This is a genomic window from Gordonia sp. PDNC005, from assembly GCF_016919385.1.
Taxonomy (GTDB): Bacteria; Actinomycetota; Actinomycetes; order Mycobacteriales; family Mycobacteriaceae; genus Gordonia.
Genome location: NZ_CP070351.1, coordinates 4,088,852 through 4,102,658, shown reverse-complemented (window position 1 = coordinate 4,102,658; position 13,807 = coordinate 4,088,852). Strand labels below are relative to the sequence as shown.

The window sequence follows — 13,807 nt, the reverse complement described above, 5'->3', positions numbered from 1 at the left end:
GATCACTGCGCTCCCGCGCTGGTGGAGCCGCCCGCGACGTCGAGGTTCTTCATCACTTCGAAGACGTCGTCGGCGGACGGCGAGAACAGTTCTTGCACGAACTGACCGTCGGCCAGGAACACGACCCGGTCTGCGTAGGCCGCAGCACGCGGGTCGTGAGTGACGATGACGACCGTCTGACCGAACTCGTCGGTGGCTGCACGCAAGATGTCGAGGACCTCACCGGACGACCGCGAGTCGAGGTTGCCGGTCGGCTCGTCGCCGAAGATGATGTCGGGTCGTCCGACGAGTGCACGAGCACACGCCACACGCTGCTGCTGGCCGCCCGACAGCTCACTCGGCCGATGCGCGAGGCGGTCCCGAATGCCGAGGCGATCGACGACTGTCGAGAACCAGTCCTCGTCAACCTTGCGGCCTGCGATGCCCTGCGGGAGCGTGATGTTCTCCTCCGCCGTCAGGGTGGGAACCAGATTGAACGCCTGGAACACGAACCCGATGCGGTCGCGCCGGAGCTTGGTCATCTCCTTGTCGTTCAGGCCTGCGAGTTCCACGTCGCCGATCCGGACGCTACCGTCCGATGCGGTGTCCAACCCTGCCAGGCAGTGCATCAGGGTCGACTTTCCCGAACCGGACGGCCCCATGATGGCCGTGAACTCCCCTGTCTGGAAGCCGATGGACACTCCGCGCAGGGCGTGCACGACGGTGTCACCCGACCCGTATGTCTTCGTCAGCCCATCGGCGCGTGCGGCGACCTGCTGGGCCTTGTCTGAGGCTGCGTGTGTCATACCGAACAGGTTTCCAAACATCTCGCGCCCGCGCTATCAGGATTGACCCTGACGTGGTCCCTGAAAATGCCAGAGGACCTTTCGACTCGCTCCGCTCGCTCAAGGAGCAGGCGGGGAGCTCGCGCCGCTCAAGGAGCAGGTGGGGAGCGGCTTGCCTGCTTCTTGAGCGAGCTTGCGAGTCGAAAGGTCCTCTAGTTGATGCGTAACTCGTCTCAGCCGAGGCGTCCGCGGAGGACGTCGAGTTGAGCCGTGAGCTCAGCGGGGAGCTTGTCGCCGACGAAGTCGAACCACTCCTCGATGCTCGGGATCTCGTTCCGCCACTCGTCGACGTTCACGGCGAGCGCCTCGGCGACATCGGCTTCCGAGACGTCCAGACCGGTCAGGTCCAGCTCCTCGGGCTTGGCGACGATGCCGATCGGGGTGTCGACACCCTCGACGTTGCCCTCGATGCGGTCGACCATCCACTTGAGGACACGGCTGTTCTCGCCGAATCCGGGCCACAGGAAGCGGCCGTCTTCGCCACGGCGGAACCAGTTGACGTAGAACACGTGCGGCATCTGAGCGCCCTCGGTGCGGCCGATGTTCAGCCAGTGCTCGAAGTAGTCGCCGACGTGGTAGCCGAGGAACGGCAGCATCGCCATCGGGTCGCGGCGGGTGGAGCCGACCTTGCCCTCAGCGGCGGCGGTCTGCTCGGACCCGACGGTTGCGCCCATGAACACGGCGTGCTCCCAGTCGCGGGCCTCGGTGACCAGCGGAACGGTGGTCTTGCGGCGGCCGCCGAACAGGATCGCCGAGATCGGCACACCCTGCGGGTCGTCCCACTCGGGCGCGAGCGTCGGGCACTGCGACATCGGGGTGCAGTAACGCGAGTTCGGATGTGCGGCCTTGTCGCCGGAGTCCGGGGTCCAGTCGTTGCCGCGCCAGTCGATGAGGTGATCGGGGGCTTCGCCGATGCCCTCCCACCAGACGTCGTTGTCGTCGGTGCGGGCCACGTTCGTGTAGAGCGTGTTGCCGGCCTCGATGGTCTCCATGGCCGTCGGGTTCGAGTCCATGCCGGTGCCGGGGGCGACACCGAAGAAGCCGAATTCGGGGTTCACGGCGTACAGGCGGCCGTCCTCGCCGAAGCGCATCCACGCGATGTCGTCGCCGACAGTCTCGGCGCGCCAGCCCGGGAGGGTCGGCAGGATCATCGCGAGGTTCGTCTTGCCGCAGGCCGACGGGAACGCGGCGGCGACGTAGTACACCTTGTCCTCGGGCGAGATGAGCTTGAGGATGAGCATGTGCTCGGCCAGCCAGCCCTCGTCATGGGCCATCGCCGATGCGATGCGCAGTGCGTAGCACTTCTTGCCGAGAAGGGCGTTGCCGCCGTAGCCCGATCCGTACGACCAGATGACGCGGTCCTCGGGGAACTGGACGATGTACTTCTCGGGATTGCAGGGCCACGGCACATCGGCCTGACCCGGCTCGAGGGGTGCGCCGACCGTGTGGAGTGCCTTCACGAAGAAGCCGTCGTCGCCGAGGGTCTTGAGGACCTCGGGACCGACGCGAGTCATGATGCGCATCGACAGGACGACGTACTCGGAGTCGGTCAGCTCGACACCCAGCTTCGGGTCGTCGGAACCGAGCGGGCCCATGCAGAAGGGCACCACGAACATGGTGCGACCGCGCATCGAGCCTCGGTACAGGTCGGTCATGGTGGCGCGCATCTCGTCCGGGTCCACCCAGTTGTTGGTGGGACCGGCGGCTTCTTCCGTCTTCGAGCAGATGAAGGTGCGCGATTCGACGCGGGCGACGTCGGCGGGGTCGGAGAGAGCCAGGAACGAGTTCGGCTTCTTCTCGTCGTTGAGCTTCACCATGGTGCCGGCCTCGACCAGCTGAGCGGTGAGTCGGTCCCACTCCTCGTCGCTGCCGTCCGACCAGACGACCCGATCCGGCTGCGTCAGTTCGGCGACTTCGGCGACCCAGGCGAGCAGCCCGGGGTGATTGGTCGGGGCGTTCCCGGGTTCGAGGCCGGGAATGGTCGCAGCGGTCATGCGGAGCTCCTTGGTAACGGCGATGCCTGCGCACCGTTGCTCACCGGGCGCAGTTGTACACAGGGTACGCGCCCCTAACGGACATCCGGCAGTCGGTACAGCGAGGAATTCGTCACTCCAACCGACCGAGTGACGTAGGACTCCATGGGAGCCGCTGCGCGGCGACGTCAGCCACCTCGACCGTGCCGTCCGTGTGCAGCGTCGTGACGCGATCGACCCGCCCGTCGCCGTCGGTGTCGGACAACACGACCTGGTCGCCGTCGAGCTCGCTTGTCCGCGACTCCGGTGTCCCGTCGGCGTCGGCGTCGAAGTCGGCCGGGCCGAGATCCCACAGCGATCCGTCTTCGTAGGTCCAGAGCGAGTCGGCGGGCCCCGCGGGGGCATCGCCGGAGTCGGAGACGAACCAGTCGTCCATCCGCACCCTCCCTAGCTGTTCCCCTCGACCCGCTTCACATCTCCCTCTTAAGGTTAGACGCGCCGGGACGGCATTCGGTTCCATATCTCCCGGCTGACGTGCGCCTCGACAGTCCCGACACGGGCCACGAGCCGATGCTCCAGGGCGGTCCTCGACAGGCCGATCGTGTCCGCCGTCCACCGTCGCAGAGCCGCACGCGCCGACGCGGTGCGGCGTACTCCGACGATCCAGGCGGCGATCGCGAGTCCGACCGCCGCGGTGACGAGCCCACCGAGGAACCAGCCGTCGACGATCGGAGTGACGAGCATCCGCCCGATGCCGAAGCCCGCGCTCACCCCGAGCAGGAGGACAACCGCATCCTCGCCGCCCGCTGCCCGGTGAACCGGTGGCGGAGGCGGCCGCACTGCCGGTTCGGACACCATCTGACCCGCATCGACACCGGTCAACCCTATTGTCGCGACCCTCCGCACATGATGGAGACGATCGTCGAGTTCAGCTTCGGCGGAAACCTCCACAGTGCTGATCGAATCGGTGAGCCAGGCCGTGTAGGACGCAGCGTCCCGCCGCCCGAGAACTCCGCACGCACGATCGGCGGCCACAGCGAGCGTCTGAACCGACTCGCGAGCCGCGGTGACCGCTTCGGTCCGTGCCGCGGCCGCGCCCGCTCGCAGACCTGCGAGGCGGTCCGACCGCGGCGGCCCGGACGATCGCTCCACAGGTTCATCGAGTCGGACGACGGGAGTCGGGGCGTCATGGCCCAGGAACGGCGGCCCCGTGTCCGGCTGTGTGCACCAGGCGACGAGCGCCTCGACTCCACCGCCGTCGCCGGTGGCCACTGCGAACACTGCGAGGTGCCGCTCGGGATCGAGTTCCTCGCGGGCGCGCGCCATCGCTTCCGGCCAGTCGGGATGTCGCTGGACACCGCCCGCGACGAGAGCCGTCGGCACGGCTTCACACGCGAGGCGGTCGAGTATCGCGTGTTCCTCGGACCCGACGTCGGACGCCAAGTCGACGGCGACGATCGCAGCACGGTAGTCCTCCGTCGTGACCTCGGCACCGGACTCCCGCAGCAGTTCAGCGAGACGATCTGGTTCGGCGCCCGCCAGTCCGAGGATCAGAACCCCGCTCACGGCATGACCCCCGCGAGCGCCGTCTCGACCAGGTCCCGATCGATCGCCCTAGCCGCAGCCAGCCGCAGGTCGGCGCGCATCCGAAGATCACGCCCCGCGGCGATGGCAGGCGACATCGATCTGATCGCGGCACCGACCGCGTCGATCCCGCTGAGCTCACGCAACCGAGCCGCCAGGTCCTCCGCGGTGACGGCACCGAGTTCGCGTGCACGGGCGACTCCCTCGACGCCGAACCTTCGCAGTACGTCCGGGGCGACGGGATCGGACCGGAGCAGTGCAACGTCACCCGGCCCGACGGTCACCGACGCGAGCAGACCCGACACCGGATGCACCGTCATGCCCAGCCTCTCCGCTGCCATCTCGGCAAGAGACTGCGGATCGTCGCGCAGATCGGCTTTGCCAGCGACGACGATCATCCGACCGCTGGAGGCCAGCGCGTCGACGTCGCAGCGCCGTGGCTGCGCTCCGATCACGCGAATCGTCAGGTCGATCCCATCCGGTGGCGGACTGTTGTCGTCGACGACGACGGTCGGCAGCCGGAAGCGGGCGCGGATCGCCGCGGCCAGAGTGCTCCTCCCCGTGCGCCCGTGTCCGCCGATCGCCACCGACAGCGGCGCGTTCCGGCGTGTCAACGCTCGCGCGACTGCATCGTCCACGGTCACCGCAGACCACCTCCCCCAAGGTCGAATTCGACGCTACCTGCGGTGGCGGTTACCTGCAGCGCTTTCGAATGCGACACCATATAGAGGTGAACAACGACGAGAACCAGGACAACTCTCGCCTCTACCCGCGCGTGACGAGCTTCCGTTTCCGCCGTGGCGCACTGACCACCGGTCAGAAGCACAACTGGGAGACACTGTGGCCCACGCTGGGTCGCGACCTCCTGACCGGCGACAATGCCGCAGATGAGCCCCCACTGAACCGCGAGGAGTGGTTCGGACGCGACGCGCCGCTGATCATCGAGGTCGGCAGCGGTACCGGCATCTCGACGGCCGCGATGGCCGCGGAGGAGCCCGACGCCGACGTCGTCGCCGTTGAGGTGTACCAGCCCGGTCTTGCGCAGTTGGTCGGCCTCGTCGACCGCGGCGGCCTCACGAACGTCCGGATGATCCGCGGCGACGCGACCGTCGTCTTCAGTGAACTCGTCGCACCGAACAGCCTGACGGGTGTCCGGGTGTTCTTCCCGGACCCCTGGCCCAAGACCCGGCACCACAAGCGCCGTTTCCTGCAGTCGGGGACCATCGAGTTGATCGCGGACCGGCTCAAGCCGGGCGGCGTGCTGCACATCGCCACCGATCACGCCGACTACGCGCTGTGGATCGCGGAGCTGCTGGCCACCCAGCGGCCCGATCGCGCGCATGTCGTGCCGTTGACCTTCGATTCTCCGATCCTTCTGGAGCGTCCGACGACTAAGTTCGAAGGGCGAGCCCAGGTGGAGGGCCGTGACGTCAACGAGTTCGTCTACGTCAAGCCGTTCCCGCGGCCGAGCAATCGAAATCAGGAGGATCAGGCATGACCGACCCCGAGGCCGATGTGATCAACGGGACGAGCAATGTGAAACGTGTCCTGCTCATCTGGGACGCGCCCAATATGGACATGGGTCTCGGCAGTCTGCTGGGCGGACGTCCGACGGCAGCTCACCGTCCCCGGTTCGACGCGCTCGGCCGGTGGATGCTGCAGCGGACGTCGGCGATCGGCGCTGCGAGCCGCTCCGACGTTGAGCCTGAAGCGACCGTCTTCACGAACATCGCCCCCGGAAGCGCCGATGTGGTGCGCCCGTGGGTGGAAGCTCTCCGGAACGTCGGTTACGCCGTCTTCGCGAAACCCAAGCTCACTGAAGACAGTGACGTCGACGACGACATGCTCAATCACCTGCAGGTGAGAAGGCACACACCGGGCCTTGCCGGGGTGATCATCGCTTCTGCCGACGGACAGGCGTTCCGGGAGCCGCTGCTCGAACTCGCGGCCGAGGGCGTGCCGGTCACGGTGATCGGTTTCCGCGAACACGCGAGTTGGGCGCTCACCGCCGATGAACTGGAGTTCGTCGATCTGGAGGAGATTCCCGGAGTGTTCCGGGAGCCGCTGCCTCGCATCAGCCTCGACTCGCTTCCCGACGACGGCGCATGGCTCACGCCGTTCCGCCCGCTCAGCTCGTTGCTCAAGTAGCAGTTACCGCATTTTCTCAGGCGACCCTGCGACAATCGGAATTTCGAGTGTCCGCGACAAGGAAGGAAGTCGGCGTGTTCGGATCGATCGGCTCATTCGTGTACCGAATGCGCTACACCGTCATCGCTGTGCTCATCGCGTTGATGGGCGGCCTCGGACTCTACGGCATGGACTTGCCGAAGCACCTGTCGCAGAGCGGCTGGTTCGACCCCAACTCGGAGTCGGTCAGAGGCTCCGTCGTCGCGGACACCGCGTTGGGGCGAGATCACAAATCCGATGTGATCCTGCTCGTCAGCCCGCCCGACGGGACGCTCGTCGACGACGAGTCGTTCAACACGTCGATGCAGAAGATCGTGGACGATCTGCTCGCGGAGCATCCGAACGTCGTGAGTCGCGAGGTCGACGAGGCCCACGCCGGCCTCATCAGTCCCTTCGACAAGATCAACAACTCGGCCGATCAGGCCGCAGCGGACATCAAACGCGAGCGGATGTGGACCGCCGACCGTAAGCACGGATTCGTCTCGATCGGAGTCGCGGGCAGCGACGACACGACGATTCTGCGCAACTACAAGGAGATCGAGCCGTTCTTCGACGGTCTCGCCGAGCGCTACGACCTTCCCGGAACTCAGTTCGAACTCGCAGGTCTGCAGCCGATCGCCGGTGCGATGAGTGAAGGCATGGACGCCGACATCGCACGCGCCGAGATCATCGCATTGCCGGTGGTCGCGATCATGCTGCTGTTCGTGTTCGGTGGTGTGGTCGCCGCGATCCTGCCGGTGTTCATCGGTGGACTGACGATCGCCGGTTCACTCGGCATCACGAAGCTCATCGCGCAGGCCACCGAGCTCAACATCTTCGCCCAATCGGTCATCACGCTGATCGGTTTGGGTATCGCCATCGACTACGGCCTGTTCATGGTCAGTCGGTTCCGTGAAGAGATCGCCGAGGGCTACACGGTCAAGGCTGCGGTCAGACGGTCGGTGATGACCGCAGGTCAGACGATCGTGTTCTCGGCGACGATCATCGTCGCGGCGCTCGCCTGTCTGCTGATGTTCCCGCAGGCCTTCCTGAAGTCGGTCGCGTACGGCGCGATCGCGTCGGTCGGGTTGGCGGCCATCCTGTCTGTGACTGTTCTACCTGCGATCTTGGCGATCCTCGGGCGCCGTGTCGACGCGTTGAGCGTCCCGTTCCTCAAGCGAACCAAGACTCGTGAAGAAGTCGAAGCGGGATTCTGGGGCAAGCTCGCGACCTGGGTGATGAAGCACCCGCTGAAGACGGCGATCCCGACCGTCCTGCTGCTGCTCGCCCTGATCATCCCGTTCGGCAACATCGCGTTCGGCGGCCTCAGCGAGAAACTGCTGCCCCCGGACAACTCGAACCGCGTGGCGCAGGAGCACTTCGACAAGTTGTTCCCAACGGAGCGCACCGAAGAGCTCAAGCTCATCGTGATGTACGACCAGAACGGCGACGATGTCGCAGGCAAGCTGCAGACGATCGCCGACGAGGCCAACAAGATCCCTGGCTTCACCAAGAAGTTCTCCCCAGATGCTGCGCTCGGCGCCCAGGACGGCGTCTACGGCGACGAGGAGACCGGTCTGGGCGTAACCCAGATGTCGGCTGGTCTGATCAATCGTGAAACCGCAGCGGAGGCGATCAAGGAACTGCGGGCCATCAACCATGAGGGCCTCACCGTCTACGTCGCGGGCACACCTGCACTTACCCAGGACTCGATCGACTCGCTGATGGCGTTGCTGCCGTACATGGCGATCCTGCTGGTGTCGGTGACCGGTCTGTTGATGTTCCTGGCGTTCGGTTCGATCATCCTGCCGATCAAGGCTGCGCTGATGACCGCCCTCGGCCTCGGATCGACACTCGGCATCCTGACCTGGATCTTCATCGACGGCAACGGTTCGTCGATCGCGAACTTCACTCCGGGACCGCTGTTCGCGGCGATCCTGGTGCTGATCATCGCGATCATTTACGGCCTCTCGACCGACTACGAGATATTCCTGTTGTCTCGAATGGTGGAGGCCAGACACAACGGCGCATCCACCACCGAAGCGATCCGTACCGGTACGGCCCACACGGGCGGCATCATCACCGCCGCCGCTGCGATCCTCGTGGTGGTGACCGGCGCGTTCGGCCTGTCGGACATCGTGATGATGAAGTACATCGCGTACGGCATGATCGCGGCGCTGGTCCTCGATGCGACCGTCATCCGCATGCTCCTGGTCCCGTCAGTCATGAAGTTGCTCGGCGACGACTGCTGGTGGTCGCCGCGCTGGATGCAGCGCCTGCAGCAGAAGATCGGTCTGGGCGAGACGATTCTGACCGACGAGCCCGACGAGAAGGAGCACACGCGATACGCCGTGGCGGCTGTCAGCTCGGGCGGCGTTGTGGCCGCGGCGGAGGCTCCGACCACAACGATGAAGAGCATCAGCGTCGACCGCGCCGCGGCGGACGACACGAGCGAGGCGAGCGGTCCGCGGCGCCGGACGGCGGAGGAACCGGCGGGCGTCGAGAGCACGCTCGACGAGCTGATCGACGACGCCCCGAAGGCCCCTGTCGAACCCGCACGCAAGAGCAGCGGGCCGGACACCGGTTCGTGGCGTCTGGGTGCGGGAGGCGTCCGACAGGCGTCCCGTGACCTGCGACCCAAGCCTCCGGCTCCGCGTCCCGCGAACGGACCCGAGTCGGCCCCTCAGCCACGTGTGACCGTGACCAAGACCCAAGCGCCCCGCCCGCAGCCGCAGGCGCAGACGCAGGTCCGTCGTCCTGCCGGTCCGCCGCCCCCGCAGACCGTCCAGCCCCAGCAGCCCGTTCAGCCGACGCAGCAACGGCCGCAAGCACCGTCGCGCCCCCCGTCGGGGCCGACGCCGGCACAGCGACCCGCCCCGGCACAACGCCCGCTGTCGCAGCAGGTGCCTCCTGCACCGCGCCCGGCGCCTGCACCGACGCCCATACCGCCGGCCGAGGACCAGACGACGACACGTTCGGCACGGGAACTGCGGCCCGACCGCGGCGACGAAGGAAACCAGATCAGTGTCCAGGAACTGCTGAGGCGAAGCCGCGCTCGTCAGTCGGACCAGGACTGACAGGCCCCATGCCCTAGGCTGGACTCCATGTCTGACGACGCCACAGCCGACGCCCCCGACGCTACGTCGGGAAAACGTCGGCCGTGGCGTCGCTGGCTTCGGTGGGGACTGATCGTCGTGGTGATCGTGATCCTCGGCACCGAGGGGTACCTGATCTGGCCGAAGTTGAAGGACACGTGGGCGCGAATCGGTGAACTCCAATGGGAGTGGGTGCTCGCGTGCATCATCGCCGCGATCCTGTCGATGGACAGTTACGCTCACGTGCAAAGGGTCCTGATGCGGTCGGCAGGCGTTCGCGTGAAGCAGCGTGAGTCACTCGCGGTGATCCTCGCGTCCAACTCGGTCTCGCAGACGATGCCGGGTGGACAGGTCCTCTCCCCGGCCTTCATCTACCGGGAGAGCCGCAAGTGGGGCGCCAGCCCGGTGGTCGCGTCCTGGCAACTGGTGATGTCCGGTCTGCTGGCAGGCGCGGGTCTTGCGATTCTCGGACTCGGCGGCGCACTTCTCGCCGGAGCCAAGACCAGTCCATTCTCGGTGATCTTCAGTGTTGCGGGTTTCCTGGCGTTCATGGTCGGCGCTCAATACCTGGCGAGCCATCCACAATCTCTTGAGACGATCGGGCTCCGAGTACTCGGGTGGATCAACAACATTCGCGAGAAGCCTGCAGATCATGGGGTCGCGCGGCTGAGACTCACCCTCGAGCAGTTGCAGGCGGTCCACCTCAATCGCCGCGACGGCGCCGTCGCATTCGGCTGGAGTTTCTTCAACTGGGTCGCTGACGTCGCATGCCTTGCCTTTGCATGCTGGGCCGTCGGATCGCATCCGTCCATCGCGGGCCTGATGGTCGCTTACGCGGCCGGCAAGGCTGTTGGCACCGCGGTCCCACTTCTTCCTGGCGGACTGGGTGTCGTCGACGTCATGTTGATTCCGGCACTGACGTCTGCGGGTATGACTGCAGCGGACGCACTGACCGCGGTCCTGATCTACCGCATGATCAGTTACGTCCTGGTGTCGATCATCGGCTGGATCGTCATCGGCATCCGGTACCGCGGGAGGTTCAAGTCGGGAGACTCGCTCGACCTTGAGATCGAGCACGACCGCGAACGTGCGGCCCGAAGCTCCGACCAGCCGGACGGCGGCCAGGACGAAGAACATCGGGGCGGCTCGCTACCGTAGGGGTATGTCCTCGTCTGCATCATCGTCTCGCGGTCTTGTCGGCCCGCTCGTCGTCGCCGGGTTGTGCGACCTGATCGCACTGGTCGTCTTCGTCGCCATCGGACGCCGTAGTCACGACGAGGCGGGGTCGGTGACAGGTTTCCTCACCACGCTGTGGCCGTTCCTGATCGGTGCAGCGATCGGCTGGGCAGTCGCGTACGCGTTCACCAGATCCGACGTGTTCCTTCCGTCGCGGATCGTGCCGAGCGGTGTGGTGATCTGGGTGTCGACGGTGATCGTCGGCATGATCCTCCGCGTGGTGTCCGGTCAGGGCACCGCGGTGTCGTTCATCGTCGTCGCGACAATAGCGACGGGTGTCCTCCTCGTCGGGTGGCGTGCGTTGGCCGCGTTCTCCGAGGCCCGTCGCAGCCGCTGACTGTCCGGGTCAGCTCTTCGCCACGCGGAAGTACTTCTGCGCGACCTGCAGGGCTGCGGTTCCGGACTTGTCGCCCTCGCAGTACACGACGATCACCTTGCCGCCTTGCAGTCCGACGAACCAGCCCGGCCCCTTCGGTCCATTGGTTCCGACCAGAGCGCGCAGTCCCGGCGCACCGGTGATGTCACTGGCATCACCCTTGCGTGCGATCGTCGACATCTGGGCCAGCACGTCTTTCGCGACGCCCCGGTCGAGGTTGCCGAGGTCGCCGGTGCTGACCTTGGTGGTCGCGCCCTTGATGACGAATGGCGGGGCGGCCTTGTCTTTGCCCGCGTCTGCACGGGCGAGAGCCACTCCGAGCGCGCCCATGTTCAGCATCGACGCGGTGAAGTCGTTCGGCGAGAACCGCGCAGTCGACACTGTCGGCGACACCTGTCGCGGCAAGCTCACCCCCGGCGCGACGAACGTGACTCCGAGGCCGAAGTGGTGCAGGACGTCGTTCGCCTCGGGTGTCCTGTCGTCAGCTCCTGGAACAGCGCGGGTGATCGCGTCGAAGACCGGCTTCAGCGTGCTGCCGGTGGCGTATCCGAGTCCGGCCTCGACTCGTGACGCCGCAGCAGCGTCGTTCTGCGCCATGGCCAGGATGCCTCCCGACATCGAGTCGAAGACCATCATCGTCGCCGGCTGTGCGACGTCGACGACGGAATCGCCGAGGACGAGCTGCTGATTCTGGTCGATGGAGGTGGCTACGTCTTTGCCGGGCGGCCCCTGCTCCCCGGCGAGGCGACGCGGCTTCGCGCCGGGCGCCGCGAGTTGGACCTGCCAGCCCGCGGTGGCGTCACGAATCGCATTCCAGTAGTTGGTGAGGCCGGCTTCGAGAGGACTCTCGAGCCGACGATCGTTCATGACGAGACGACCGGTACGTCGAACGGTCACGCCTGCGATGCGTTCCGGATCCGACGCGAGCACCTTCATGTCCTCGTCACGGAGGGTCACGGCGATGATCGGCTGCCCCTGAGCCTCATCCACCTTGCCGCGAATGGTCCGGGCGGTGATCAGCGGAGCGATCGGCCTGATCGACGACGACAGCGCCGCGATCGCGGCGTCGGCCTTCTTGCCTGCCGCCGACTGGTCGAAGGTGATCTCGTTGACGGGTTCCATCTGCATGAAGGGTTTGCCGGTCCGACTGTCGACGGTCGGCGCCGGTTTTGCGTCAGTGCGGATCCGCTGGAGGCGCGCTCCGGTGGGCAGGCCCTGGAACAGCAGGTTCGGATCCCACTGGACCTTCCATCCGCTCGACAGCTTGCGGACCGTCCCCGACGTCGTGGTGGCGTAGGAACTCTCGTCCTGCCACTGCCAGGTGGTCTTCATGGTGAACGACGCCGTGCCGTCGCTGTACTCGACGGGGCTGTCGACCGAGGTCGTCACCGCCTGCGGATTCATCCCCGAGATGGTGGCGGCGAGCGCTTCGGACGCGAGGGCCGGAGCACTGGTGAACATCGACGCCGCCTGGACGTCGAGCCGTTCAACGGCATCGGCGAACTCACCTGTGGCTCGCCCCGCGTCGGTAGTCTCCTCCGAACCACAAGCCGACACGAGCCCCACTGCCACGACGACAGCAGTCGCCGCGCTCACTGTTCTTGTTCCCCTCCACGCCATGTATCAATTTTCACTCCTTTCACATGCGTTTCACCAGTCTCCGCCTTACATTCGAGGATCGATGAGGTCACAATTCCGCATCAGCACTGTTCGACACGCAGATTCCGGGCAGCGAAACAGCGGGACTTCGCCATGGGGGCATTCTCTGACTCCGTTCAGTCCCTTTGACCGTCATCGACTGTCCGCCAAGCCGCCATAATGGAGACATGGCTCCGACGATCCTGCGTGCGACCGATCGTGCCGCGACGACGACCGACTGGTTGACGTCGTCGCACAGCTTCTCGTTCGGCGACCACTACGACCCCGCGAACACCCATCACGGGGTGCTGATGGTCCACAACGAAGACGTCGTCGCACCCGGCGAGGGCTTCGACACTCATCCGCACGCCGAGACCGAGATCGTCACATGGGTACTGTCCGGCTCTGTCGTCCATCAGGACTCCGAGGGACACACCGGCGTCATCCACCCCGGCCTCGCACAGCGGATGAGCGCAGGCACCGGCATCCTGCACTCCGAGCGCAATGACCACGCCGAGACCGGCGACGAACCTGTACATCTTGTCCAGATGTGGATCGCTCCCGACGAGTACGGACTCGATCCCGGCTACGACCAGCTCGACATCGGAGCCGAGCTGACTCCGGGGACACTGGTCCCCGTCGCCTCGGGTGTTCCGTCACACGACTCGGCGATCCGCATCAACAACTCGGGTGCAACCCTCTACGCGGCCCGGCTGAACGCGGGCCAGAGCATCACCGTCCCGGCGGGTCGGTTCACGCATCTGTTCGTCGCAGCAGGCTCGATCAGCATCGAAGGCGAGACCCTGACCTCGTCCGACGCACTGCGCGCCACCGATTTCGCCGGGACCGTCGCCACGGCGCACACGGATTCGGAAGTCCTCATCTGGGCGATGTCCAAACGGCTCGGGGAATAGT

General features: G+C 66.1%; 12 protein-coding genes. 6 read left to right on the top strand and 6 right to left on the bottom strand.

Features of this window, described 5'->3' with window-relative positions:
* Positions 1–2 precede the first annotated feature (2 nt).
* The 5 genes from JVX90_RS19745 to JVX90_RS19725 form a co-directional block, all read right to left on the bottom strand.
* Complete coding sequence (locus JVX90_RS19745; protein ID WP_240193971.1) at positions 3–785, bottom strand: ABC transporter ATP-binding protein; 783 nt, start codon at positions 783–785, stop codon at positions 3–5.
* Between the two features lie 212 nt (positions 786–997).
* A complete protein-coding gene (locus JVX90_RS19740) occupies positions 998–2,818 on the bottom strand; it encodes a phosphoenolpyruvate carboxykinase (GTP) (protein WP_205330344.1) in 1,821 nt (606 codons plus the stop codon).
* 112 nt (positions 2,819–2,930) lie between these two features.
* A complete protein-coding gene (locus JVX90_RS19735) occupies positions 2,931–3,233 on the bottom strand; it encodes a DUF6802 family protein (protein ID WP_205330343.1) in 303 nt (100 codons plus the stop codon).
* A gap of 53 nt (positions 3,234–3,286) precedes the next feature.
* Positions 3,287–4,363, bottom strand: coding sequence for a hypothetical protein (locus tag JVX90_RS19730; RefSeq protein WP_205330342.1), 1,077 nt, complete (start codon positions 4,361–4,363; stop codon positions 3,287–3,289).
* On the bottom strand, positions 4,360–5,025 hold the full coding sequence (locus JVX90_RS19725; protein WP_205330341.1) for a hypothetical protein: 666 nt from the start codon (positions 5,023–5,025) through the stop codon (positions 4,360–4,362). The genes JVX90_RS19730 and JVX90_RS19725 overlap by 4 nt, the downstream gene beginning before the upstream one ends.
* A gap of 68 nt (positions 5,026–5,093) precedes the next feature.
* Between JVX90_RS19725 and trmB the strand changes: the two genes are divergently transcribed.
* From trmB to JVX90_RS19700, 5 genes are all read left to right on the top strand, one after another.
* Positions 5,094–5,879, top strand: a complete 786-nt coding sequence (gene trmB / locus JVX90_RS19720; protein WP_205330340.1) for a tRNA (guanosine(46)-N7)-methyltransferase TrmB — start codon at positions 5,094–5,096, stop codon at positions 5,877–5,879.
* The gene (locus JVX90_RS19715) at positions 5,876–6,529 is read left to right on the top strand and encodes an NYN domain-containing protein (RefSeq protein WP_205330339.1); all 654 of its coding nucleotides are present in this window, start codon (positions 5,876–5,878) and stop codon (positions 6,527–6,529) included. The genes trmB and JVX90_RS19715 overlap by 4 nt, the downstream gene beginning before the upstream one ends.
* A gap of 74 nt (positions 6,530–6,603) precedes the next feature.
* Positions 6,604–9,624, top strand: a complete 3,021-nt coding sequence (locus tag JVX90_RS19710; RefSeq protein ID WP_205330338.1) for an MMPL family transporter — start codon at positions 6,604–6,606, stop codon at positions 9,622–9,624.
* Between the two features lie 27 nt (positions 9,625–9,651).
* Positions 9,652–10,800, top strand: a complete 1,149-nt coding sequence (locus tag JVX90_RS19705; RefSeq protein ID WP_205330337.1) for a lysylphosphatidylglycerol synthase transmembrane domain-containing protein — start codon at positions 9,652–9,654, stop codon at positions 10,798–10,800.
* Positions 10,801–10,804: 4 nt separating this feature from the next.
* Entirely contained in the window at positions 10,805–11,215 is a 411-nt protein-coding gene (locus JVX90_RS19700) for a DUF3054 domain-containing protein (RefSeq protein ID WP_205330336.1), read from the top strand.
* A gap of 9 nt (positions 11,216–11,224) precedes the next feature.
* Here the strand turns inward: JVX90_RS19700 and JVX90_RS19695 are convergent, their stop codons facing one another.
* Entirely contained in the window at positions 11,225–12,850 is a 1,626-nt protein-coding gene (locus JVX90_RS19695) for an NTF2-like N-terminal transpeptidase domain-containing protein (protein WP_336819570.1), read from the bottom strand.
* Between the two features lie 230 nt (positions 12,851–13,080).
* Here JVX90_RS19695 and JVX90_RS19690 point away from each other — a divergent pair, with 230 nt between their 5' ends.
* A complete protein-coding gene (locus JVX90_RS19690; protein WP_205330334.1) occupies positions 13,081–13,806 on the top strand; it encodes a pirin-like bicupin family protein in 726 nt (241 codons plus the stop codon).
* The last annotated feature ends 1 nt before the right edge of the window (position 13,807 follow it).

Coding starts and splice junctions, on each gene's coding strand:
- JVX90_RS19745 (WP_240193971.1), bottom strand. CDS start 785: ATGACACACGCAGCCTCAGACAAGGCCCAGCAGGTCGCCGCACGCGCC.
- JVX90_RS19700 (WP_205330336.1), top strand. CDS start 10,805: ATGTCCTCGTCTGCATCATCGTCTCGCGGTCTTGTCGGCCCGCTCGTC.
- JVX90_RS19690 (WP_205330334.1), top strand. CDS start 13,081: ATGGCTCCGACGATCCTGCGTGCGACCGATCGTGCCGCGACGACGACC.
- JVX90_RS19735 (WP_205330343.1), bottom strand. CDS start 3,233: ATGGACGACTGGTTCGTCTCCGACTCCGGCGATGCCCCCGCGGGGCCC.
- trmB (WP_205330340.1), top strand. CDS start 5,094: ATGCGACACCATATAGAGGTGAACAACGACGAGAACCAGGACAACTCT.
- JVX90_RS19705 (WP_205330337.1), top strand. CDS start 9,652: ATGTCTGACGACGCCACAGCCGACGCCCCCGACGCTACGTCGGGAAAA.
- JVX90_RS19715 (WP_205330339.1), top strand. CDS start 5,876: ATGACCGACCCCGAGGCCGATGTGATCAACGGGACGAGCAATGTGAAA.
- JVX90_RS19740 (WP_205330344.1), bottom strand. CDS start 2,818: ATGACCGCTGCGACCATTCCCGGCCTCGAACCCGGGAACGCCCCGACC.